Here is a 24,509-nt window from a genome sequence, read left to right on the forward strand (position 1 = left end):
TGACCATTGACAAAAAAGGAGGGAATCACACCATGCCACGGATCATGGACATCCTTGAAACCATTGCCCATTTCGGGAAAAATCCCGATGGGTCCTATACCCGCCGGCTGTACAGCCCGGAATTCTTCCAGGCCCTGGAGGCGGCGGAAAATCTGCTGCAAAAGGCGGGGCTTTCCACCAGCCGGGATGCTGCCGGGAACCTGCGGGCCGTGCTGCCCGGGACGGACCCGGACGCCAGGCACATCCTTATGGGGTCCCATCTGGATACGGTGCCTTCCGGGGGCCTCTACGACGGGGCCTACGGGGTGGCGGCGGCTATCGGCTGTGTCCAGCGTCTGCAGGAAGAAGGCCGGCGGCTCCGGCACACGGTGGAGGTGTACGCCTTCAACGGGGAAGAAGCCAGCCCCCTGGGAGGCACCTTCGGCAGCCGGGCCCTGGCGGGGCTTACGGACCCGGACCAGCCCCTTCTCAAGGAAACTCTGGAAGGGTTCGGCCGCAGGGTGGAGGAAATCCTGGCCTGCCGTCGGGACTTTTCCGATGCGGCCTGCTACCTGGAAACCCACATCGAGCAGGGAGGCAAACTGGAAAAGGACGGTGTCCAGCTGGGTATCGTCAGCGGTATTTCCAATATCGTCCGGTACCTGGTGACTGCAGAAGGCCAGAGCAACCACGGGGGGACCACTCCCATGGAGGACCGGCAGGATGCCATGGTGGCCATGGCCAAGCTTATTGTCTTTGCCGACGCCGCCTGCCGGAAAATCGGCCACAGCCTGGTGTTCACCGCCGGGAAGATCCAGTGCTGGCCCAATGCGGCCAATGTGGTCCCTGGGAAGGTCACCTGCACCTTTGAAATGCGGAATGTGGACCGGCAGTACACCGACGAACTGATCCGGGAGATCCAGGCGGCCACCGAACTGATTCCGGACGGCCGGTTCACCATCCAACAGCTGATTTACAAGGACAGCGCCGTCTGCGACCCCAAGCTGATGGAAGCCTTTGAAAAAGCGGCGGACAGCCTGGGAGCCACCTGGCAGGTGATGCCCAGCGGCGCCGGCCACGACGCCGATTCCATCGCCCACCGGATCCCGGTAGCCATGCTGTTCATCCCCAGCCACAAAGGCATCAGCCACAGCGGTCAGGAATACACTCCGGCCGAAGACGTGGAACGGGGCGGAGAAGTGCTTTACCGGACCCTCCTGGAGCTGGACGAGGAAATCCAGTGAAGAGGGTCTGTTCCAACTGATATTATAGAATGTAAATTACTTGTAAGGAGTTGAAGGGATTGCTGCTTTCTTTGCTGCAGGGGGCTGCAGATGCTTTGTGGGGGACACCAATGACGGTGATCCTGGTGGGCATGGGGCTGTATCTGAGTTTCCGGTTCCATTTCTATTACAATTTCCGCCATTGGGGGTTCCATTTCCGGAATACCTTCGGCAAAATGTTCCAGAAGGGAGAAGGCCACGGCACGGTTTCCGGCTTTGCCGCTGCCTGTACCGCCATGGCCAACACCATCGGGGTGGGGAACATCGGCGGGGTGGCCACGGCCATTGTGTCCGGGGGACCGGGGGCCGTGTTCTGGATGTGGGTGTCCGGCTGCCTGGGCATGTCCACCAAGGCCTGTGAAATCATCCTGGGCCAGCGGTTCCGGGTGAAATATTCCCAATCCATGGACGAATACATGTGCGACCGGTCCTTTGTGATGAAAAACGCCCTGGGGTGGAAACGGGGGGCGCTGCTCCTGTCCGTGGCCTGCTTTACCCTGGGTCCCTGGACCTGCAGCGTCCAGACCGAATCTGTGGTGGGGGCCCTGAAGGAAGCTTTCGGGATCCCTCCGGAATATGCGGCGGCTTTTCTGGGGATCACCTGCTTTGCCACCATTTTCGGGGGACTCCAGCGGATCTCCCGGGTGATGGAACGGGTGGTGCCGGTCATGGCCCTGCTGTACATCCTGGGGGGCCTGGCCATCCTGATCCAGAACTGGCAGGAAGTCCCCGGTGCCCTGGCCCTGATCTTCCGCAGTGCCTTCAGTCCCACGGCTGCTGCCGGAGGCTTTGCCGGAGCCACCATGAAGGACGCCATGCGCTATGGCATCGCCCGGGGGCTGTATTCCAACGATGCAGGCACCGGTTATGGAATCATTGCCCATGCGTCGGCCCGGACGGATCACCCGGTGCGTCAGGCCTCCTGGGGGTGGGGAGAAGTGTTCCTGGATACCATTGTGGTGTGTTCCGTGACGGCCCTTTCCCTGATCCTGACCCACGCCTATACGGATTTCCCCGGCCTGGACAGCGCCCGGCTCACCACCGCCGCCTTCCGGGTGTCTTTCGGGGAGCCGGGGGCCTGGTTCCTGGCCCTGGCCATTACGGTCTTTGCCTGGACCACCATCATCGGCATGTACTACAGCTGTGAAAAATCCGTCAACTACGCCTTTGGAGATACCCAGCGGAACAAAATCGGCACCCGGCTCTATATGTTCTACTACATGGTGCCCTGTGTGGTGCTCTACCATGCCCGGGCTGACGCCCTATGGGCCATGACGGACATTTTGTCCGCCATTTATGTGATGATCACCATCCTGTTCATTGTGACCCAGCAGAAGGAGATTTTCCGGCTGTTCAACGATTTCTGGTTCCGGTTCCTGCCGGCCAAAGAACAGGGAGAAAATCCTCCGGTGGTGTCCTATGGGACCCTGGAAGATGAGGGAAGAGTGCAGAGTGAAGAGTGAAGAGTACAAAGAGAAGAGTGAAGAGGGGAGAAGGAGAGAAAGTATGAGACAGACATTGCAGAATATCCTGGACCGGAACCGGATCCTGGTCATTGACGGCTCCATGGGCACAGCCCTGGAAAATCTGGGAGCCGACCTGAACAACAGCCTGTGGACCGCCCGGGTATTGGCGGACCGGCCGGAACTGGTGAAGCAGGTCCATCTGGACTACTTCCGGGCTGGGGCTGATGCCGGGATCACCTGCAGCTACCAGGCGTCCATTCCCGGTCTTGCGGCCAACGGCTTTACAGAGCAGGAAGCGGAAAATCTGATCACCCGGTCTGTAACCATTTTCCAGGAAGCCCGGCAGGAATGGTGGGACCAGGAAGGGAAAGCCGCCGGCCGGGCCTGGCCTTTGTGCCTGGCCGGGGTAGGGCCTTACGGGGCTTATCTGGCAGACGGGTCCGAATATCGGGGCCATTATGGGGTTTCCCAGGGTGATCTGGAAAAATTCCATCGCCGCCGGGCAGAGCTTCTGTGGCAGGCCGGGGCCGATGTACTGCTGTTCGAGACCCAGCCCTCCCTGGAAGAAGCCCTGGTGGAAGCCGCCATTGCCCGGGACCTGGGAGCTGCCTTCTGGGTGAGCTTCTCCTGCCGGGACGGGCACCACATCTGCGAAGGGACGCCCCTTCGGGAAGCTGCGGCAGAAGTGGTCCGCCAGTTCCCGGAAGTGGAGGCCCTGGGGGTGAACTGCACCAAACCGGAATACCTGGTGAGCCTGATCGGAGAACTGAAAGCCGCTTCCGACCGTCCCATCTTCGTCTACCCCAACAGTGGAGAAGAATACGACCCGGTGACCAAGACCTGGCATGGGGTGGGGACGGACCGGAAATTCGGTGACTACGCCCTGGATTACATGAAGGCCGGGGCAGTGGCTGTAGGAGGCTGCTGCACCACGGTGGCGGACCATATCCGCCAGGTGGCGGCGGCACGGGACCAGTTCCTGAAGCGGTGAAACGGAAAACAAGCAAAGGAGGCCTCACTCCATGAGTGACGGGGAAATCACCACCTATACCGGGATCCAGTTCGATCCCCTCCATCCGGACCCGGAGAAGATCCGGATCGAAGACATTGCCCATGCCCTGAGCCTGTTGTGCCGGGGCAACGGCCACGTGCGGACCTTTTATTCCGTGGGTCATCACTGTCTGGCGGCGGCCAAAGAAGCGGCCGCCCGGGAAGACAGCCGCCGGGTGATCCTGGCGGCCCTGCTCCACGACGCCACGGAATGTTACCTGTCCGATGTGCCCCATCCCTACAAGGTAAACATGCCCCGGTACCGGGAACTGGAAAACACCCTGCTCCAGGCGGTGTTGGACCGGTTCCTGGGAGGGCCCCTTACCCGGGAAGAGGCGGCGGAAGTGGAGCAGATCGACCGGGCGCTTATGTTCAGCGATCTCCATCATCTGATGGACCATCCGGAAAACCGGGAACAGGAGGGGACCCTGCACCTGACTGTGGATTACCAGGTGCGGCCCTTTGCCGACGTGGAACGGGAATATCTGGACTGGTACCGCCGGTACAGCCGATAAAAAGGAGAAAACCATGGATCAAAAGAAAATCACCGAAAGCTGGGAGAAACGCCGGGCAGAACTGTGCGGCCTGGCGGACAGTATCTACGATTGGGCGGAAGTGGGCCTGGAAGAAGTGAAATCCTCCGCCCTGCTGGAAGACTACCTGGAAAAACAGGGGTTTACTGTTGAAAAGGGAGTGGGGACCCTGCCCACCGCCTTCCGGGCCACCTGGAAACAGGGGGAGGGAGGACCCCGGCTGGGCTTCCTCTGTGAATACGATGCCCTGGAAGGCATGGGCCACGGCTGCGGCCACCATCTCCAGGGCCCGTCCGTGATCGGGGCGGCCCTGGCGGTCCGGGACCAGTATGAGGGCACCGGGGTGCCCTTCTCCCTGGTAATCTACGGGACCCCGGCGGAAGAGACCATCGGGGGCAAGACCGTGATGATGGAAAACGGCTGCTTCCAGGACATGGACATTGCCCTGATGATGCACGCCGCCCCCAATACCTGTGTGGATATAAAGAGCATGGCCAACAAAAGCTACACTGTGGAATTCCACGGGGTCCGGGCCCATGCGGCCATGAGTCCGGAACAGGGGCGCAGCGCCTTTGATGCCGCGATCCTCAGTTTCAACGCCATGGAATTTCTCCGGGAACATGTGAAGGACGACACCCGGATGCACTACACCGTCCGGGATGCCGGGGGACCGGCCAATGTGGTCCCTGACCGGACCCTGGCCCAGTATGAACTCCGGTCCTATGACACCGGCTATCTCCGGAGTCTGGAACCCCGGTTCCTGGACATCCTGAAAGGGGCCTGCCTTATGACCGGCACCACCCACACCATCACCGAAACCCACGAATTCTACGCCAAGATTCCCTGCCTTACCCTCAACGACCTGGTGATGGAACAGGCCCGGGCCTTCGGGGCGCCCCAGCTGTCCGAACCCCGGCAGAAAACCGGTTCCACGGATTTCGGCATCATCCTGTACCATATGCCCGGCACCTGCATCCGGGTGGCCTTTGTGCCTGAAGGAACTCCGGCCCATTCCGAAGCCTATCTGAAAGCCGGGAAGACGGAAGCCGCCCATGAAGCCATCGGGTACGGCAGCCGGATCCTGGCCGGTGCCTGCGGCGCCATCCTGGATGATCCGGCCCGGCTTACTGCCATGTGGGAAGAATTCCGGAAACGAAAAGCTTCACACTGAGATAAGAACATTCTAATAATTAAAATAAAGTACAATGTATTACCCCCCAGGACAGTTGTATGATATAATGGATATTGTATAAAACCATTAGTCGGTTCTTTACCTATAGGAGGTTGAGCAATGAACAATCCGAAGCCCGTTAAAATCGTGGAAACGGTTCTCAGAGACGGCCATCAGTCCCTCTGTGCCACCCGTATGCGCACCAGCGACATGCTGCCCGTACTGGAAGCACTGGATGACTGCGGCTTTTATGCCCTGGAAGCCTGGGGCGGCGCCACTTTTGACTCCTGCCTGCGGTTCCTGAATGAAGATCCCTGGGAACGGCTGCGCACCATCCGGAAACATGTGAAAAAGACCAAGCTGCAGATGCTGCTCCGTGGCCAGAACATCCTGGGTTATAACCACTATGCAGACGATGTGGTCACCGAATTCGTAAAACGCAGCGTGGACAACGGTATCGACATCATCCGTATCTTCGATGCCTTCAACGATACCCGGAACCTGGAAACTGCCATGAAAGCCACCAAGGCTGCCGGCGCTCATGCCCAGGGCACCCTGGTGTACACCATCAGCCCGTACCACAAGGACAGCGACTATCTGAAGCTGGCCAAGGAACTGGTGGAAATGGGGGCTGACTCCATCTGCATCAAAGACATGTCCGGCCTGCTGGCTCCCTATGCCTGCTCTTCCCTGGTGGAAGCCCTGAAGAAAGAAATCAATATTCCTATCGATGTACATTCCCACTGCACCAGCGGCATGGCTTCCATGGCTCTGCTGAAGGGCATCGAAGCCGGTGCGGACATTGTGGATACGGCTCTGTCTCCCTTTGCGGAAACCACCAGCCATCCCTGCACTGAATCCCTGGTATACACCCTGAAAGGGACTCCCAGAGATACGGGCATCGACATGGATAAACTGGGGCCCATTGCGGACCACTTCAAGAAAGTCCGTGCTGACCTGGTGAAGACCTTCAACCTGCCCAGCAACATCAGCATCAACCCCAAGGTCCTGAGCTTCCAGATCCCCGGCGGTATGCTGTCCAACATGCTGAACCAGCTGACCCAGATGGGTATGGCTGACAAGTACGAAGAAGTGCTGAAGGAAGTGCCCAGAGTCCGGGCCGACCTGGGGTATCCTCCGCTGGTTACTCCTTCCAGCCAGATCGTTGGCACCATGGCTACCATGAACGTAATGATGGGACGGTACAAAATGATCCCCAAAGAAATCCAGGACATTGTTTTGGGCAAATACGGCAAGACTCCGGGGCCTATCAGCGAAGATCTGAAGAAAGTGGTGCGCCGCTGGATCGTCAAGAAGACCGGCAAGACCACGATCGCTCCCATCACCCACAGACCGGCCGACGACATTCCGCCGCAAATGGACAAGATGAAAGCCGACCTGGCCGCCAAAGGCTATCCCAACGCCTCTGTGGAAGACGTGCTGTCCTATGCACTGTTCCCCGAAGTGGCCCTGGCCTTCTTCAAGAACAATCGGTAAGGCTGCTGCCGCGGCAACAGCCGAAGAAAAGAACCCGCCCCTTTTGGGGACGGGTTCTTTGTTGTTCTCGGCCCTCCGCTGACCATTGACAAAAAAATCCCCGCCGCATTTGCGACGGGGATTTTTTCATTATCACTGCTTTGGCGGCCGTACGGGCGGGGGTGTGGAGCTCTTCCCGGACCGGGGCGGCTGGGGAACGTTTCCGTCTCCCGGCAGACTGTCTTCTTTTTTGCTGCTCTGTTTCTTGGTATCCTTCTTCTTGGTGGTTTCCTTCTTGGGCTGGGCCTTGGGAGCTTCATACTTGGGAGCAGGCATCTTGAACCCGTCCGGAGTCTCGAAGTCTTCCGACGGCACCCCTTCCAGAGCGTTGCTCATGAAGGTCCGCCACAGAGTGGCCGGCTCACCGCCACCGGTCATGCCGCCCAGGGATTCGTTGTTGTCATCCCCGATCCATACGGCACAGGCCAGGTTGGGCGTAAAGCCCACGAACCAGGCATCATGGTAAGTGTCAGTGGTCCCGGATTTCCCGGCGCAGGGACGGTTGATGGCGGCCCCCCGGCCAGTACCCCGGGTCATAACGTCTTCCATCATGGAAATCATCATGTAGGCAGTTTCCGGTTTCACAGCCTGGGTGGGATTGGTTTTGTGTTCATAGAGCACTTTGCCGTTCCGGTCCAGGATCTTTACAATGGGAGTGGGTTTGTTGAATTTCCCCATATTGGCGATGCCCGCATAGGCACCGGCCATTTCCAGAGGCGTCACCCCGTGGGTCAGGCCCCCTAGGGCCATGGCCGCGTTGTCGTCATCATCCACCAGGGTGGTGATCCCCAGCCGTTTGGCCAGTTTCAGGGTCTTTTCCGTTCCGTACTTCATGGCCACCTTGACGGCAGGCACGTTGTAGGAATAGGTGAGTGCCGTCCGGTAGGACACGGTGCCATGGAAGCTCCGGTCATAGTTCTGGGGGTTCCAGTCTCCCGGGATGGGGGAGTCCTGGACGGTATCGCTGGGAGTGGCACCCTGTTCCATGGCGTTCATGTAAACGAAAGGCTTAAAGGAAGAACCAGGCTGCCGTTCCGCCATGACGGCACGGTTGAACTGGTCCGTGCCCCGGCCTCCGATCATGGCCTTGATGTACCCGGTCTTGGGATCCACTGCCACAATGGCACTCTGAGGCTGCTTCAGCTTGTTGCTGTCAGTGTAATAGGTGGGGGTCAGGGCTGCCGCCTTTTCCGCCGCCTTCTGCATTTCCGGATCCAGGGTGGTGTACACCTTCAGACCCTGTTTGTATACGGCATCCGGACCGAATTTGTCCACCAGCAGCTGGATGCAGTAATCAATGAAGTATTTCTTGGAGCCGGGGGATTCATTCAGGCTCTTGTAGGTCAGAGGTTCCGCATAGGCTTTGTCAGCCTGTTCCTTGGTAATGAACCCGTACTTGGCCATCTGCTCCAGCACCGTCTTCTGCCGGGCCTTGGCGGCCTTGGGGTTGGACAGGGGAGAGTAGTAGTTGGGGCTCTTGGGAATCCCGGCAATCATGGCACTCTGGGCCAGGTCCAGATCCTCCACATGCTTGCCGAAATAGGTGTTGGCGGCGGTTTCCACCCCGTAGGCACCCTGGCCGAAGTAAATCTGGTTCATGTACATTTCCAGGATTTCCTTCTTGGTGTACTTCTGCTCGATCTGGAGAGCAATGAAGGCTTCATGGAGCTTCCGGCTCAGGGTCTGTTCCTGGGTCAGGAAGTAGTTCTTGGCCAGCTGCTGGGTAATGGTACTGCCCCCCTGGACCTCGCCCCACCGGATGTAGGTGTAGATGGCCCGGCCGATGCCCCGGAAGTCGATGCCCCCGTGTTCATAGAACCGGATGTCTTCTGCAGCCAGAAACGCGTTCTGCAGGTTCTTGGGCACCTTGTCGATGGTCACCGGGATCCGGTCTTCTTCCGAATCCACCGTGGTGATCAGGTTGCCCTTGGCATCGAAGAACTGAGAAGAGGCCATGGGAGCCATATCCTTGGTAAGGATCTTGGCGGTGGTGAATTTGGCCACGGCAAAGAAGGCAGCCACCGAAAGGAAGCCCACCAGCACCAGGGCCATCAGGGCAGAAAAGATTGTTCCGCCCAGCTTTTTCCGTTTGTGGGGGGAAGACGAACCGAAGGGGTTCCTCCAGTTCCTGTTTTTATTGCTTGTCATCACGTCAGCTCCTATAACAGATAGAAATAGATTGAGACCATAAGTTACAGCATATTATACCACATTTGCTTTGTGAGGTGTATAGTTCCCCTTTTATCTCTTCTCCTTAGACGTATCGAATTCTAATACTCAGAATTTGATTTTTTATAGAAGCATTGCATTATTTAAAGCTACTGAAGAATATATAAAATGTATAAATCTTAATTACGGGCGTAAAGAATCTAAAGCGAATAAATGTGTGCAAGATTTAGCTGAAGATATTATTATTAATAGCAGAATTGCTGTTAATAAATATAAGATGTTTAACATTGCATTAAAACTGGACTTATGGGCGCTTTTATTTGTACTTATAGTAGTTTTATTAGCATAATTCCCGACTCTCTGAAGTTGAATACAAAGTAAGAAAAGTATTCACACCTTTGTGTAAATTATGATAGCTAGATTTAACACTATACGTTATAATCAACAGATGAAGTCTAAAGTCATAAATTTATGCCGAAAAGGAGCTTCCTCATGCAAAAAATCCGTAAGGCCATAATCCCCGCAGCCGGCTTCGGTACCCGGTTTCTGCCGGAAACCAAAGCCATGCCCAAGGAAATGCTGCCTATTGTGGATAAGCCTACCATTCAGTATATTCCTGCTGAAAGTACAGGATATGGTGGAGAAACCCAAAATGGAAGAAGCCCCCAGCCGTTTTGCGGCTCTGGGGTGGTATGTGATTACTCCGGAAGTTTTCGATATCCTGGAAGAGACCCGGCCTGGCAAAGGCGGAGAAATCCAGCTGACAGATGCCCTGCGGGTCATGGCTCATATGGGGCATGTATATGCGTACAATTTTCAGGGGAAACGGTATGATACGGGGGATAAATTAGGATATTTGAAGGCTGTGGTGGAATTTGGATTGAGAAGAGATGATTTGGGTCCGGGATTTAGGGAGTAGTTGAGGGAGCTTATTAAAACCCAGTTGTGAATATCATCGAAAGTGAGCCACTGTAATCATAGATTAATAAGCAGACTAAGGGTTCCGGTAAGATGGTTAGGTGGCTGAGTGGTAAAGTGATTAAGTGGCCAATTGCTTATGAGTTCAGTTCCCTGTGTCAGAGTCGGTTAAAAAACGCCAACCCTAGCCGGATTAAAACAGCCCGTGGCCGGGAAGGGCGTGCCTGCGGCGCACCCCTACGGCGTTGGGGTCGGATGTTGATTGTTTGATCGAGCGGACGGGGATGTCGTTGAACCGGCAAAGGAGGGCGGCCCGTGTGGGCCGCGCCCTGCAGTGACGTTCACCAGACGGAGAACATCGTTGTTGTCATAAGTCCGAGGTCGACGGTGTAGGGGCTTCCCGGAGGGAAGCCCATCCCGGCCTCCGGTTTTTTATGTTCAAAAGCAGATGCCCGGCATCTGGTATCCTTTGGCGCGAGACGGCGTTTGCAGATGCGGGCGGCCTGCATCTGTATTGTTATTTATGGGCGATACCTTTATAATATAAACATGAGAAGAAATGCCAAACCTCGAAAATCACGATTTTTGAGGTTAACCTATTTTCTGACCGCAAATTTTGGGGATTTTGAGGTGTATGATATACACATGGCGGAGAATAGCATTGTTGTCATCAGTTCGACGGAGACGGTGTAGGGGCTTCCCGGAGGGGAGCCCTTCCCGGCCTCCGTTTTTTTGTATTTGGAGATTATTTCTTTACTGGGTGGCCCCGCGCATGCGGGGATGAATCTGATCTGGGCAAGGCCATGACCAAATGGCTAAAGCAGAAAGGAATGATAAAGTAATGATTTTTGACAATCGGCCGCTGTTTCTGGAAAATCCAGAGTGGTATACCTATGATGTGTATGAGGGCAAATACAAGCTCACTGACAAGGCCACAAAAGAAGCAAGGAAAAGTTATGAGAAGTTTTACAAACGGCTGGAAGAGCCAGAAGAGACAGCCGAGAAGTAATTGGGCGTACCCTGTGCGTACGGGGACATGTGTGCCGCTATGGAGTGACCATGGCTTGGGGCCGGGTCCCTTTAGCGTGAGATACCTTGTGTGAGATGGAAGAACGGTTGGCTGCTTTTCCATCGATCCAAAGACATATTATTGGGAAAGGGGAATATTTCGCTGGAACTGGTCCGCTGACTTTGATCCAGTGCCTCCACTGGCAGGGCAACCGGATAAATGGGTGGTTCTGGCGACATTTTGCCGGAGGCAAACAGGATATTTCCTAAGCGGGCTGACCATCTCTACACTTTAAGGATAATTGGGTCTGCCTGACCAGGAGGCCGGGAAGGGTGCGCCTGCGGCGCGCCCCTACGGCGTTGGGGTCGGATGTTGTTTGTTCGACCAATTGGACGGGGTTGTCGTTGAACCGGCAAAGGCGGGCGGCCCGTGTGGACCGCGCCCTTGCAGTGACGTTGACCAGGCGGAGAATATCGTTGTTATCATCAGTTCGACGGAGACGGCGTAGGGGCTTCCCGGAGGGGAGCCCATCTCAGCCTCCGGTTTTTATGTTCAAAGGCAGATGCCCGGCATCTGGCATCCTTTTGCGTGAGACGGCGTTTGCAGATGCGGGGTTATTAGCTTGTGGGGGTGAACCAGTCTTTTGGAAAACCTAGAGTTTGAATAATCGTGTTGGCAGAGATTGTCTTTAAATTTTTGTTTAAAGTTTGCATTAGAAAATCCAATGAATTGTGTAAAACGTTAAACTCTCCACTGTTGAGGAAGCATTGCATGGATAGATAAACGGAATAAATAGTGTTACGATAATCATTTGCGGTTAAGCCTGCTGATGAATGAAGAGGAAACCAGTATTTGCAGTCCCTTCTGCATTTAAAATCAATCAAACGGTTATTATGGGCACAGATATTTCTTACATCATTGATATTTTCGATGAAACTCAACATCGTTTCAGGTGGGAAAATTTCAGATTTCTGAAGGTTTTGCTGGATGAAAGTTTCCATATCATGGGCTATTGAGTTTTGAAGCTGGGTAGATACTGAAGATATCATGTGGCGAAGTTCGCCAAAATCCATATAGTTGATGAGCACCCAGATAGGAACAGATCCATAATTTTTTAAATAATGGGCGATACTGCTGTTTGGTTGTTTTTTATAATGATTTATAATGCCAGACAGGTGGTAAATGGTTGTTACAACTGATAGTGTTTTACTAGAGTCATAGCATGCGGTATCCAGGTAGGCATAGGGGGTATTCCTGTATTTTTTGGCAAAATGATAGGCAAAGATGGATTTTAAATGCCCCTCAACGCTGAGAATTTTGTTAAAGAAAGCCTGCTTGATTTCGCGGTCAAATGAATATAAACAGACGACTTCATCAAAGTTTGCACCAGGTAAATAAGTATCTCCTTTGGATATAAAATATTTACTGTACCCATTTATAATGTTGTAATAATTGTTACTCAGCAAGTAATTTGCAGCATACGCTTCATCTGAAATGATTAAACCTCTTGCTTTTAATAATGAAATTTGTTCTTCTATTGTTTTAAATGTTTTTTGTTTACCCATAAAAAAATACCCTCTCCAACAATGGAGAAGGTATTCGCACTGATCCCCGTAGAGATTTCAGCACTCCTTTGTTCTCCATTATATAGAATTTATATATCAATGTCAACGTGCTAAAAATTGACCATTTTATTTAATGCATAATTCAGTAAATTATTTCATATAATCATATAGGATTGACAGAGAAAATGCAAGCGTTGTTAGAGTCGGGTTAAAATCGCCAATTTCAGTCGGATGAAAACAACAAGTGGCCGGGAAGGGCGTGCCTGCGGCGCACCCCTACGGCGTTGGGGTCGGATGTTGTTTATTCTACCGAAGTCTGACGGAGACGGCGTAGGGGCTTCCCGGAGGGGAGCCCGTCCCGGCCTCCGTTTTTTATGTTCAAAAGCAGATGCCCGGCATCTGGCATCCTTTGGCGTGAGACGGCGTTTGCGGATGCGGGCGGCCGGGCCTGTCGTCCCCGCAAGGGGGCATAGATTGAAAATACGTCATGGATGGAGAAATCGACACACATCCCTTGTCGCCCCCATACGGGGGCATGGATTAGAATGGAGAATCAGGAATGAATACGGATGTGATAGACTGCAACGTTCTTCACTTTAAGGATAATTGGGTCTGCTTGACCAGGAGGCCGGGAAGGGCGTGCCTGCGGCGCACCCCTACAGCGTTGGGGTCGGATGTTGTTTGTTCGATCGAGTGGACGGGGGTGTCGTTGAACCGGCAAAGGCGGGCGGCCCGTGTGGACCGCGCCCCTGCAGTGACATTCACCAGGCGGAGAATAGCGTTGTTAACATCAGTCTGACGGAGACGGCGTAGGGGCTTCCCGGAGGGGAGCCCTTCCCGGCCTCCGTTTTTTTGTGTTGGAAGAATTTCTTTACTGGGAGTTTTTTTACATAGGTACTATGGTATAGTAGAGGGAGAAAAGGAGGGGATGGAAGTAGACTGATAAAAGTAGCAAAAAAATTATCATAAAAATACAATAAATATGATAATATAAAAGAGTGATGAATAAACTGAAAGGGGTAATGACATGACAATCCGGGCTGTATGGGATTTACCGGCAAAAGCAAATCGGAAAAATCCGGACGAATGGCTCCCTTTATGGATGCATTTACGGGATACAGCTGCTGTGATGGATTATCTGATTTCCGTATGGCTGCCTGATTCAGTGAAAAAGGCTATAAATCCTGCAGGAAACGAAGAGCAGCTTTGGAAAACGGCTGTGCTTTTGGGTGCCCTGCATGATTTGGGAAAGGCGACCCCCGCATTTTGCAGTATGATCCTGCAAAATATAGAAGGAATAGAGAATCAATTGGAGGAAGAGGGCCTCCCGATTTCAGGATATAAAGTATTCACCAGCCGAAAAGCATCCCCGCATCCAATAGCTGGGGAAGCCGTATTGCTGGCAAGAGATTTTCCTTTATGTTTTGCTGCCATGGTTGGTGCCCACCATGGAAAACCCCATGCCAAAGAGGGAAAAGGCTGGGAAAAGAAGCAGCTTTCACCTTATTCCATTCATCATATCAATTATTATGACCGGTCCGAACTGGATATGGCTGAACAGTGGAAAGAAATGCGCAACTGGTTCATAGAACAGGGATTCCAGCTGGCAGACATTTCTTCTCCACAAGACATTCCTGAAATCTCCATGCCGGCCCAGGTTCTGCTGACAGGTCTATTGATCATGGCTGACTGGATTGCCAGTAACGAAATCTACTTTCCCCTGATTTCCGTTGATAAGTGTGGGGAAGAAATCGATTATGCCGAACGAATTGAAAATGGCCTTTCGCAGCTGGAGTTGCCACCGCCCTGGAATTCACAATGTTACAGCCTCTCTGATCAAACTTTTGCCGAACACTTTGGTTTTCTCCCCAATTCTGTCCAGAAAGCAGTCATTGAAGCCGTGGAACAGGCCAGAAATCCGGGGATCTTTGTACTGGAAGCGCAGATGGGAGTTGGGAAGACTGAAGCTGCGCTGGCCGCAGCCGATTTGCTGGCCAGCCGAAAGGGCAGCGGTGGACTGTTTTTCGGGCTGCCAACCCAGGCAACCTCCAATGGTATTTTCCCCCGGATTGCAGATTGGGCTGCTGAAGAAGCCCAGGCAGAGACGGCCAGTTTGGGAATACGGCTTGCTCATGGCGCCGCAGAAATGAATGACGACTACAGATCCATTTTCCATGGAACAGCATCTACGGATGAAGATGGAGAGCCGCTGTTGGTCCATCCCTGGTTTGAAGGGAGAAAACAGGCACTGTTGACTGATTTTGTGATTGGGACTGTAGACCAGCTGCTCCTGGCTGCCCTGAAGCAAAAACATGTGATGCTGCGGCATCTGGGCCTGGCAGGAAAAGTGGTCATCGTAGATGAATGTCATGCGTATGATGCATATATGAATCAGTTCCTGGGACGGGCAATGGCCTGGTTGGGCGCCTATCAGGTACCTGTTGTCCTGTTGTCCGCCACCCTGCCTTATGCCAGGAGGACTGCTTTGATACAGGCGTATCAGGGAATTGTCAATGCGGACAGCGGAGCCGGGGAGCCCTGGATGACCAGCAAAGAATACCCCTTGTTGACATGGACTGACGGAAATCAGGTCAAACAGAAAAAGATTCCTGTGGAAGGAACTTCGAAAGAGGTTCGGTTGCAGCGGATTTCCGATGCAGACATTCCGGATATCCTGAAACACCGGCTGGGCGCAGGGGGATGTGCGGGTATCATTGTGAATACGGTAAAGAGAGCCCAACAATTGGCGTTACATTTGAAAGATTCGCTTCCAGAGGATGAAATCATCCTCTTTCATGCTGGATTCATCCTGGGGCAAAAGACCGCTTTGGAAAAGGAAATACTGAAACGGATCGGGAAAAAATCTGGCGAAAACCGAAACAACCTGGTGGTCGTTGGAACCCAGGTTATGGAGCAGTCTCTGGATATAGATCTTGATTTGCTGCTTACGGACCTCTGTCCCATGGATCTGCTGTTCCAAAGAATCGGACGGTTGCATCGGCATGCCAGAAAACGGCCGGATGGCTTGAAGCAGGCAACCTGTATGATTCTGGGTGCCAAAGAAGACGAAGAACTGGATGAGGGAGCAAAAGCGGTTTATGAGGAATATCTGCTTTTGCGGACAAAAGAACTTTTGCCGGACAGATTCATCCTGCCGGATGATATTTCTCCCTATGTGCAGGACGTGTATGATGAGTCCTACAGCATCGCTCCTGAAAAAGAAAAGGAGGCGAAGGTAAAATATGACCAGCATATGGCTGACGAAAAAAATGCTGCAAAAACAAACTGTGTGCCTCTTCCCAGGAAAACAGCAAGATTCAAGGCAAGAAACACGTTGGAAGGCTGGCTGGACAACACGCCAGCCATGAATGAAATCCAGGCAGAAGCCAGTGTGCGCAATGGCCCGGACAGCATTGAAGTGATCCTTTTGGAAAAAGATCTGACAGCAAATGCACTGAAGGATGTCTGGCCAGGAAATCAGCGGTTTGCTTGGGATGAACCGTTGAACAATGCTGATGCCCTGCGTGTCTACCAGCAGAAAATACGGCTGCCTGCACGGTTTGGCCAGCCTTGGATAGTACAGAAAGTCATTCAGGAACTGGAGAAACAGACTAAACAATGGGTTCCTCAATGGCTGAAGAATCCCTATCTTTCCGGAGAGTTGTTTTTGGTTTTGGAAGAAAATGGCAAAGGGAAACTTGCCGGGTATGAGATTTCCTATGATCCGCTGTTGGGACTCATCTATGAAAAGGAGAGTGGAGAATGAACGAACGAGAATTCAATCTTGTGGATGAACCCTGGATTTGTGTGCTGCGTAAAGATCTGCAGGTTGATACCTTGTCTTTGAGGGACGTATTCCTCCATGGACAGGATTATCTTGACCTGGGAGGTGAGAATCAGCCCCAGAATTTTGCCGTACTCCGCCTGCTGATTGCTCTGGCATATACCATTTTTTCCCGGGTGGATGAAAATGGAAAAGCCATGGATATTGCGGAAATCACTGATCCGGATGAAGCGGCAGATGAAATCCTGCGGCGTTGGGGAGCCTTATGGGAAAATGGACGGTTTCCCCAGGAGCCTGTTTTGCAGTATCTGGAGCAGTACCATGACTGCTTCTGGCTTTTTGATCCGGAAAGACCTTTTGGTCAGGCTCCCGGCGCCGTTCAGGGAACCCAGTATGGTGCTTCCAAACTGATTGGTGATATTTCAGAAAGCAGCAATAAGATCCGGCTCTTTTCCAATCGTGCCGGGGAAGAGAAAAACACCCTTTCCTATCCGGAAGCCGCCCGGTGGCTCCTGTTTGTCAATGCCTTTGATGATACGTCAGCCAAACCCAAACAAAAGGGATTGCCTTCACCAGGCGCTGGCTGGGTGGGGAAACTGGGAATGATCCAGAGTGTGGGAAAGAACCTGTTTGAAACCATACTCCTGAATCTGACTTTTTTAAAAGACGGAGAAGAATTATGGGGCGAAAAGGCCAATCCCAACTGGGAACATCTGCCTAAAGAGGACGAACGGACAGAGATCTCTGTTCCGGATAATTTGGCCAGCTTGCTTACCCTACAATCCAGGAGGTTGTTGCTGGAACGGGAAAATGGAAGAGTAACAGGATATCATCTGCTGGGTGGTGACTTTTTCAGTAATAATGGTAAAGATGGCGCTTTCAATGAACAGATGACTGTATGGAATGAGCCTAAAGATCTGAAAAAGCAGTTTTTCCATCCTCAGAGAATTTCACCTGGAAGGCAAATGTGGCGTGATTTTGGCAATTATTTTGTAAACCAGTCATCGGAAGAAACCCATCAGAACAGGCATGTTCCTGGAATCATCAGTTGGCTGCGGTCTTTGCAGGAACTGGATTTGCTTCCTTCTGCAGAAACTATCCGTTTTCGGATTGTTGCCATGCAGTATGGTGATAAGGACTTTTTCATTAATGATTTCAGCAGCGATACACTGACTTTGTATCCGGAACTTCTTTCTGAACAAGAGATAGGAGTCCAGGAAACCATTGAACAACAGATTGCCAAGTGTGATGAAGCCGCCCGGGCTGTCAATCACCTGTTTTATAATATTTTTTTGGCAGAGGGGGGAGATCCGGAGAAAAAAAGCAGGAAAGGGGAGTCGCTTTTTTATCGGGCTGTTGATGAACCTTTCAGAAAGTGGCTGCTCCAGTTCCGGGGAGATTTGCTGAAAGATCCCAAGAAGTTGGAAAATGCATACCGGGACTGGGAGCAACAGGCAAAAGCCATTGCAAACCAAATCGGGAATGCGGAAGAACAGCGGGCCGGTGTGGCTGCTTTTTCGGGGCGTATCCTTGAAGACAAAAAAAGGAATACCCGGGAATTTTATTCGGTGCCCCGGGCAGACATGTGGTTTAAACTGGAATTGGCCAAAATTTATCCGAAAGAGGGTGATGCCAAGTGAGCAGACTGGATGAAGTGAAAAAGTATGTGATGCTGAAAATCGGGTATCTGCAAAAAGTCAGCGACAAAGGGAATGGGAAAGCTGAATTGGCGTTGTTGAGGAAGGGCGTAGGAAAATACCCTGGAGAGATTCCTTTGCTCTATGGCAGCTTTTTAAACCAACTGCCGGAAGAACTGCAGGGAAAAGGGAAAACTGCCAGCCGGGGCGAGTGGGCGGTCTATGCTGCACTTACTTTATATGCGCTGCATCAGCAGGGACAAAGCCAATCCATGCAGAAAAAGGGAGCCTCCCTGGGAAAAGCGCTTCGAGGACTGGTTCCCAAAGGAGATCAGGACGCGGAGAACCGGATCCTGAGGAGATTCAACCAGATGGCAACAGCCACTGATATGGAAGAGCTGACATATCATCTGCGGGGAATCGTTGAGCTGCTGCGAAGTAAGGGAATTCCGCTGGACTACATTGATTTGGCAGGAGATCTGTACTTGTATCAGGCAGTGGAAAATCAGAACCAGGTCAGATTGAAATGGGGCCGTGGTTTTTATGCTTTTGACAATCAACAGGAAACCGTGAAGGAGGAAAATCATGAATAAGAATTTGTATGTGGATATCCATGTTCTGCAGAATGTACCGCCCAGCTGTGTAAACCGGGATGATACCGGAAGCCCTAAAATGGCAGTTTACGGGGGAACTCCACGGGCCAGAGTTTCTTCCCAGGCGTGGAAACGGGTAATCCGGGAGGATTTCAAAAGACTTTTTCCGGAAGGGGAACTGGGGAAAAGAACAAAGCACATTGTTGAACTGGTGAAAAATGCTGTATTGCAGGAAAGAACCGATTTGTCTCCAGAGAAAGCAGAAAAATTGGCCATTACGGCCTTGACCAATGCCGGCCTTAAGATCAAGGATGCGGAAAAAGGAACGGATGCCCTGTTTTTCATCAGTGCAAGCCAAGTCCAGGCGCTGGCCAGACTGGTTATCGACGATGAAAAAGACAAAAAAGCCTATAAAGAAGCGTTAAAAGAAAATCCTTCTGTGGATATGATCATGTTCGGGCGAATGGCCGCCAGCGATCCGTCTTTAAATTATGATGCAACGGTACAGGTGGCCCACAGCATTTCTACCCACATTGTCCATAATGAATATGATTATTTTACGGCTGTTGATGATTGCTCCCGGGATGACAATGCAGGAGCTGGTCATTTGGGAACTGTAGAATTCAATTCTGCCGTTTTGTACCGGTATGCCACTGTGAATGTGCGGGAACTGGCAAATTTCACCGGCGAAAAGGCAGCCAGGGCAACCCGGAATTTTGTGGAATCGTTTGTATATACGATGCCTACCGGGAAGGAAAACACATTTGCCAACCGTACCCTGCCCAGCGATATCTATATCACCCTGCGGCGGGATCAGCCCGTCAATTTATGCGGTGCTTTTGAAAAAGCGGTACCGGCTGGAACGGAAGGGTATATCGATGCATCGGAAAAAGCTTTTGCAAAGTACACCAAAGACCTTTACCGCCAGTATGGAAATGCCCCTGTCCTTTCTTTTGGCTCCGGGAAATCCATGGAATTACTGAATGAGGAGGGCTTGGATGTTCCGGCGTATTCGGTACCTGATCTTCTGGATGCTCTGGAAAACGCTCTGGCAAAACAATTGGAGGATGAAAAATGAGTACGCTGCTGTTGCGGCTTGCTGCCCCGCTGCAGGCGTGGGGTGATGATTCCAGGTTCAGCATCAGGAGGTCTTATTCCATTCCCACAAAGAGCGGCGTAATCGGGCTGCTGGCTTCTGCTTTGGGCAGAAAAAGAAATGAAGAAAATCAGGACTTGTGTGCGCTCCATATGGGAGTGCGTGTGGACCAGCCGGGAGAATCTCTTGAAGATTTCCAGATGGTCCACGGAACCAAACAGGCGGACCTTACCAGAAGGTTTTATCTCAGTGATGCAGTGTTCCTTGTTGGCTTGGAACATCCTGATCAAGCTTTTTTGGAAAAAATCCAACTGGCTTTGGAAAACCCTGTATATCCGCTTTTTCTGGGGCGGCGGTCCTGCCCTCCCAGTTTTCCCCTGGTACTTGGCATCCGTCAAACCGGATTGAAGGAAACGCTTCTGAAGGAACCCTGGCTGTCTGCAGAATGGAGACAAAAACGACTGGATCATCATCTGCGCCTGATTTTAGACGATGACGGGGAACCTGCATCTATCCGGCATCGTTTGAAGGACGAACCGGTATCATTCAATTCGGCTTACCGCAGGTATCGGTATCGGTATGTGAAAGAAGCGGGCTATGTGGACAAAGGAGATATCCGGGCTACGGATCATGATGCTTTTGGAGAACTGGGGGGTGATGGAAAGTGAACCTGGCAGATAACCCCATATACATGACGAGGATGCAGCTGGATCTTTCCAAACGGAAAACCATGCAGGCTTTGGCCAACCCAAATCTTTTCCATGGTGCGTTGGAACAGTCTTTCCCTGTCAGGAAACAGAAAAAGCTGTGGAGAGTGGATCCGCTTCGTGGGAAAACGTATTTGCTGATCGTCAGTCGGGAAGAACCTGATCTTACCAGCGCTGCGGAGCAGTTTGGATTCCCGGAAGCAAAGGAAAAATGGGAGACCCGCTGCTATAATCCGCTGCTGGAGCAGCTGGATGCCGGCAGCCAATGGCATTTTCGCCTGGTTGCCTATCCTACCCACAGTGTAATGGAAAAGAAAGATGTTCCGGGACAAAGGGGAAAAGTATATCCCCATGTTACGCCCCGGTATCAGAAAAAATGGCTGCTGGACCGGGCGGAAAAACATGGATTTGAACTTTCAGAAGAAGCGTTCCAGGTTGTAGAAGATCATTCTTTCTTCTTTCGGAAGAGCAGTGATCAGGGACGCCGGGTTTCTCTTTTGGCGGTTACTTTTGAAGGAGTCCTGAAGGTAGTGAATCCTGATCTGTTCAGGGAGACTCTGATTGAAGGCATCGGAAGAGGGAAAGCCTATGGCATGGGCTTGCTGACTGTTGCAGGGCGTCTCAGATGACGGAAAAGATCCCCGGTATCAAACAGCCGGAATTGAACGCCTTGCCCCAAGTCGGGGACCGGATGACCTTTATCTATCTGGAACACTGCACTATCAGCCGGAAAGACAGTGCGATTACCGCTGCACGCAAGGAGGGAATCATCCATATCCCTGCGGCTGCTGTATCCGTACTGATTTTAGGCCCGGGAACGGATGTATCTCACCGGGCCATGGAGCTGATAGGGGATGCCGGAGTTACCGTTATCTGGACCGGAGAACATGGCGTGCGGTATTATGGCAGCGGACAGTCTTTGACTCACAGATCCGGACTTTTGATGGAACAGGCCAGGAGGGTCAATAACCAACGACTTCATTTGGAAGTAGTCCGTAAAATGTATCAGCTTAGGTTCCCGGATGAAGATGTGTCCAAATTGACACTGCAGCAGCTGCGGGGACGGGAAGGCAGCCGGATCCGCAATGTTTACCGGCAATCTTCCAAAAAATGGAATGTTCCATGGAACGGCAGGGACTATGATCCCCAGAATTTCGAAGCCGGGGATCCAGTGAACAAAGCTCTTTCCATGGGACATGCCTGCCTTTACGGGTTGGCCCATGCCGTCATAGCGGCGCTGGGGTGTTCTCCAGGCCTTGGCTTTGTACATGTGGGACATGACTGTTCTTTTGTTTATGATATTGCCGATCTGTACAAAGCGGAGATAACCATTCCCATTGCTTTTGAGGAAGCGGCGAAAAACCCGGATGATCTGGAACGCTCAGTCCGTCATCATGTGCGGGATGCAATGGTGAAGTCTCATATCCTGGAAAGAATGGTCCATGATATCCAGTGTCTGTTAAAAGATGATGGAGCTCCCAACAGTGAATTGGTCAATGCTGTTTATCTATGGGACAATAAACTGGGAACTGTGGAAAATGGAAAGCAGTATCATGAGGGAACAGGTGACCGTTCATGATTGTAGTTACGGTTACCAATTGCCCTCCCAGTTTGCGGGGAGATTTGACGAAATGGCTTTTTGAAATCAACACGGGAGTCTATGTGGGCCGTGTTTCGGCCAGAGTCAGGGAAGAGTTGTGGAAGCGGATCTGCAACCATGTGAAAGATGGACAGGCTACAATGGTATTTAATGCTGCCAATGAACAGGGCATGGATTTTTACACCTGGCATTCAGCCTGGGAGCCTGTTGATCTGGATGGAATCAAGCTGATGCTCCATCCTCTTTTGGGGAATCAGTCTGCAAATGTGGATGATTCCGGAACGAAGAGCAATGCTGAGATACACCTTATGGCAAGGAAAAGAGCACTGAAGCAAAATCAGTTTGACGCAATGAGGAATTATACTGTCATAGATCTGGAGACGACAGGTCTGAATCCGCTGGAAAACCGGATCATGGAGTTTGGTGCAGTACAGGTACGGAATGGCAGGGTAACAGAAACCTATTCGCAACTTATCCGTATTACAGAGCCGTTGTCCCAGGAAATTGAAAAACTGACAGGAATTACTGTGGAACTTCTGGAAAAAGAGGGAGTGTCGGAAAAAGATGGGCTGGACGCTTTTTTGGAATTTATTGGAGAGGACCAGCTGCTGCTTTATAATGCATCCTTTGATATGAATTTCCTTATACAGGCCTGCTTGAGATATGGATATCCAACGCCGGAAAATCACTGTATGGATGTGCTTCCTTTGGCCAAGAAGAAAATCCGGCTTATGCCCAATTACAAATTGTCCACTGTTGCCAATCATTTGGGATTGGAGAAACAGGAACATCGGGCATTGGCAGATTGCCTGTTGACAAAGGCTGTGTTTGTGAAGTTAAATGAAAAGGGATCGTGATGCCTTCAAGAATGGCGTTTTTTCGGGCTTTTTTTAGTGTGGACCCCGCGCATGCGGGGATGATCCTGCATAAGGGAAAACCATAAGATTCTCGCTGATGTGGACCCCGCGCATGCGGGGATGATCCTACCGGGGATGTAATGCAGCTTACGGTGTGGGTGTGGACCCCGCGCATGCGGGGATGATCCTTTTCCGATCATAAGCAGCTCAGCTCCTTTGTGGTGGACCCCGCGCATGCGGGGATGATCCTACCTGTACCGGTATCCCCGAAAAAATGGGAAGGTGGACCCCGCGCATGCGGGGATGATCCTAAGGAGAAAATTATGAAAATCGACAAAAGCTAGTGGACCCCGCGCATGCGGGGATGATCCCAGCAGGATGTCTTCGCCGTTCTGGATCAGGTAGTGGACCCCGCGCATGCGGGGATGATCCTGCGGAATTCCGATCCGGAAGATATTAAGTGGGGTGGACCCCGCGCATGCGGGGATGATCCTACTACCGTCTTACGGTCCCTGCAGTACTTTTCGTGGACCCCGCGCATGCGGGGATGATCCTCCGGTAGAAGCTGTCCAGGGAAGATTCCGGTCGTGGACCCCGCGCATGCGGGGATGATCCTTGGCACCGTTTTCCCGGCCCGTTTGGCCAGGGGTGGACCCCGCGCATGCGGGGATGATCCCCGGTACCGTCCTGTAGCAGGGTCCTTGACTACGTGGACCCCGCGCATGCGGGGATGATCCTATTCCTAGAGTAGAGAAGAGTAGAGTAGATAAGTGGACCCCGCGCATGCGGGGATGATCCCACCGGCTGCCGGATCAATGCCGGTCTGGATGTGTGGACCCCGCGCATGCGGGGATGATCCTACATGGCGGTAATCATCGACCCCATCTACAAGGTGGACCCCGCGCATGCGGGGATGATCCTTGTCTTTCAACAAAAATATCACTCCCAGTGTGGTGGACCCCGCGCATGCGGGGATGATCCTGAACAGGCAACGGAAGAAATGAAACCGCTTCCGTGGACCCCGCGCATGCGGGGATGATCCCAGAAAACCGAAAAAACCGTATTGAACAAATCCGTGGACCCCGCGCATGCGGGGATGATCCTCAAGCAGTCGGTCCACACTGTCCAGGAATTCGGTGGACCCCGCGCATGCGGGGATGATCCTGGTCAATGGCTGTTTCCAATTTGCGCCAGTCTGTGGACCCCGCGCATGCGGGGATGATCCTAAACCCAGACTATGATGTCCCCAGTTGGATACGTGGACCCCGCGCATGCGGGGATGATCCTACGGCATCAGGATCAGTGTCACAATCAGCGGTGTGGACCCCGCGCATGCGGGGATGATCCTCGATAAATTTCATTTTGTTTCCTCCTCTGCTTGTGGACCCCGCGCATGCGGGGATGATCCTTTCATAAAAAGCGATGGTGGATTATTCCGGAGGTGGACCCCGCGCATGCGGGGATGATCCCCTCACAGCCGCCCCACAGGTCCCCCTTGCCCTGTGGACCCCGCGCATGCGGGGATGATCCTGGGTATAACGTCCGGGCCGTTAGTA

The 24,509-nt window shown here is 52.5% G+C and carries 17 protein-coding genes, 2 pseudogenes and 1 CRISPR repeat array (1 of these 20 cut by a window edge); of the genes and pseudogenes, 17 read left to right on the top strand and 2 right to left on the bottom strand.

The window, feature by feature from the left end; genetic code table 11:
• Window positions 1-32 precede the first annotated feature (32 nt).
• From ACTQY5_RS10190 to ACTQY5_RS10215, 6 genes are all read left to right on the top strand, one after another.
• Window positions 33-1,223, top strand: coding sequence for a Zn-dependent hydrolase (locus ACTQY5_RS10190; RefSeq protein WP_154487306.1), 1,191 nt, complete (start codon window positions 33-35; stop codon window positions 1,221-1,223).
• Window positions 1,224-1,333: 110 nt separating this feature from the next.
• On the top strand, window positions 1,334-2,725 hold the full coding sequence (locus tag ACTQY5_RS10195) for an alanine/glycine:cation symporter family protein (protein WP_399508478.1): 1,392 nt from the start codon (window positions 1,334-1,336) through the stop codon (window positions 2,723-2,725).
• A 43-nt stretch (window positions 2,726-2,768) separates the two neighbouring features.
• Window positions 2,769-3,719 carry a homocysteine S-methyltransferase gene (gene mmuM / locus ACTQY5_RS10200; protein ID WP_441369164.1) on the top strand — a complete coding sequence of 317 codons (951 nt, stop codon included), beginning with the start codon at window positions 2,769-2,771 and terminating at the stop codon, window positions 3,717-3,719.
• Window positions 3,720-3,750: 31 nt separating this feature from the next.
• Complete coding sequence (locus tag ACTQY5_RS10205; RefSeq protein ID WP_441369165.1) at window positions 3,751-4,293, top strand: hypothetical protein; 543 nt, start codon at window positions 3,751-3,753, stop codon at window positions 4,291-4,293.
• A gap of 13 nt (window positions 4,294-4,306) precedes the next feature.
• Window positions 4,307-5,482 carry a M20 family metallopeptidase gene (locus tag ACTQY5_RS10210; RefSeq protein WP_022488162.1) on the top strand — a complete coding sequence of 392 codons (1,176 nt, stop codon included), beginning with the start codon at window positions 4,307-4,309 and terminating at the stop codon, window positions 5,480-5,482.
• A 120-nt stretch (window positions 5,483-5,602) separates the two neighbouring features.
• Complete coding sequence (locus tag ACTQY5_RS10215; RefSeq protein WP_022488163.1) at window positions 5,603-6,979, top strand: pyruvate carboxylase subunit B; 1,377 nt, start codon at window positions 5,603-5,605, stop codon at window positions 6,977-6,979.
• Between the two features lie 132 nt (window positions 6,980-7,111).
• On the opposite strand, the gene ACTQY5_RS10220 is transcribed toward ACTQY5_RS10215, so the two are convergent.
• On the bottom strand, window positions 7,112-9,166 hold the full coding sequence (locus tag ACTQY5_RS10220) for a transglycosylase domain-containing protein (RefSeq protein ID WP_022488164.1): 2,055 nt from the start codon (window positions 9,164-9,166) through the stop codon (window positions 7,112-7,114).
• Window positions 9,167-9,679: 513 nt separating this feature from the next.
• Between ACTQY5_RS10220 and ACTQY5_RS10225 the strand changes: the two are divergent.
• The 3 genes and pseudogenes from ACTQY5_RS10225 to ACTQY5_RS10235 all read left to right on the top strand — a co-directional run.
• Window positions 9,680-9,751: pseudogene (locus tag ACTQY5_RS10225) on the top strand (hypothetical protein); the annotation flags it as partial.
• Between the two features lie 52 nt (window positions 9,752-9,803).
• A pseudogene (locus ACTQY5_RS10230) lies at window positions 9,804-10,106 on the top strand (sugar phosphate nucleotidyltransferase); the annotation flags it as partial.
• Window positions 10,107-10,916: 810 nt separating this feature from the next.
• Window positions 10,917-11,114: a hypothetical protein gene (locus ACTQY5_RS10235; RefSeq protein ID WP_154487304.1), complete on the top strand. Its 198-nt coding sequence runs from the start codon at window positions 10,917-10,919 to the stop codon at window positions 11,112-11,114.
• 617 nt (window positions 11,115-11,731) lie between these two features.
• Here ACTQY5_RS10235 and ACTQY5_RS10240 read toward each other — a convergent pair.
• Window positions 11,732-12,679 carry an Abi family protein gene (locus ACTQY5_RS10240; protein ID WP_022486610.1) on the bottom strand — a complete coding sequence of 316 codons (948 nt, stop codon included), beginning with the start codon at window positions 12,677-12,679 and terminating at the stop codon, window positions 11,732-11,734.
• 1,027 nt (window positions 12,680-13,706) lie between these two features.
• On the opposite strand from ACTQY5_RS10240, the gene cas3 reads away from it, so the two are divergent.
• The 8 genes from cas3 to cas2e are packed head-to-tail and all read left to right on the top strand — an operon-like array spanning window position 13,707 to window position 22,953.
• The gene (gene cas3, locus ACTQY5_RS10245; protein WP_441369166.1) at window positions 13,707-16,445 is read left to right on the top strand and encodes a CRISPR-associated helicase Cas3'; all 2,739 of its coding nucleotides are present in this window, start codon (window positions 13,707-13,709) and stop codon (window positions 16,443-16,445) included.
• Entirely contained in the window at window positions 16,442-18,103 is a 1,662-nt protein-coding gene (gene casA, locus ACTQY5_RS10250; RefSeq protein ID WP_441369167.1) for a type I-E CRISPR-associated protein Cse1/CasA, read from the top strand. Before cas3 ends, casA begins: the two co-directional genes overlap by 4 nt.
• On the top strand, window positions 18,100-18,693 hold the full coding sequence (gene casB / locus ACTQY5_RS10255) for a type I-E CRISPR-associated protein Cse2/CasB (RefSeq protein ID WP_279126113.1): 594 nt from the start codon (window positions 18,100-18,102) through the stop codon (window positions 18,691-18,693). Before casA ends, casB begins: the two co-directional genes overlap by 4 nt.
• Window positions 18,686-19,771, top strand: a complete 1,086-nt coding sequence (cas7e, locus tag ACTQY5_RS10260; RefSeq protein WP_302575735.1) for a type I-E CRISPR-associated protein Cas7/Cse4/CasC — start codon at window positions 18,686-18,688, stop codon at window positions 19,769-19,771. Before casB ends, cas7e begins: the two co-directional genes overlap by 8 nt.
• Complete coding sequence (gene cas5e / locus ACTQY5_RS10265) at window positions 19,768-20,457, top strand: type I-E CRISPR-associated protein Cas5/CasD (RefSeq protein ID WP_441369168.1); 690 nt, start codon at window positions 19,768-19,770, stop codon at window positions 20,455-20,457. The genes cas7e and cas5e overlap by 4 nt, the downstream gene beginning before the upstream one ends.
• Window positions 20,454-21,125, top strand: a complete 672-nt coding sequence (gene cas6e / locus ACTQY5_RS10270; protein ID WP_441369169.1) for a type I-E CRISPR-associated protein Cas6/Cse3/CasE — start codon at window positions 20,454-20,456, stop codon at window positions 21,123-21,125. Before cas5e ends, cas6e begins: the two co-directional genes overlap by 4 nt.
• Window positions 21,122-22,075, top strand: a complete 954-nt coding sequence (cas1e, locus tag ACTQY5_RS10275; RefSeq protein ID WP_441369170.1) for a type I-E CRISPR-associated endonuclease Cas1e — start codon at window positions 21,122-21,124, stop codon at window positions 22,073-22,075. Before cas6e ends, cas1e begins: the two co-directional genes overlap by 4 nt.
• The gene (gene cas2e / locus ACTQY5_RS10280; RefSeq protein ID WP_302575741.1) at window positions 22,072-22,953 is read left to right on the top strand and encodes a type I-E CRISPR-associated endoribonuclease Cas2e; all 882 of its coding nucleotides are present in this window, start codon (window positions 22,072-22,074) and stop codon (window positions 22,951-22,953) included. The genes cas1e and cas2e overlap by 4 nt, the downstream gene beginning before the upstream one ends.
• A 38-nt stretch (window positions 22,954-22,991) precedes the next feature.
• Window positions 22,992-24,509: a CRISPR direct-repeat array (repeat unit 28 nt; unit sequence GTGGACCCCGCGCATGCGGGGATGATCC); it runs 1,073 nt beyond the window's last position.

Origin of the sequence: Acidaminococcus sp. HCP3S3_H5, from assembly GCF_052122235.1 — a bacterium.
Taxonomy (GTDB): Bacteria; Bacillota; Negativicutes; order Acidaminococcales; family Acidaminococcaceae; genus Acidaminococcus.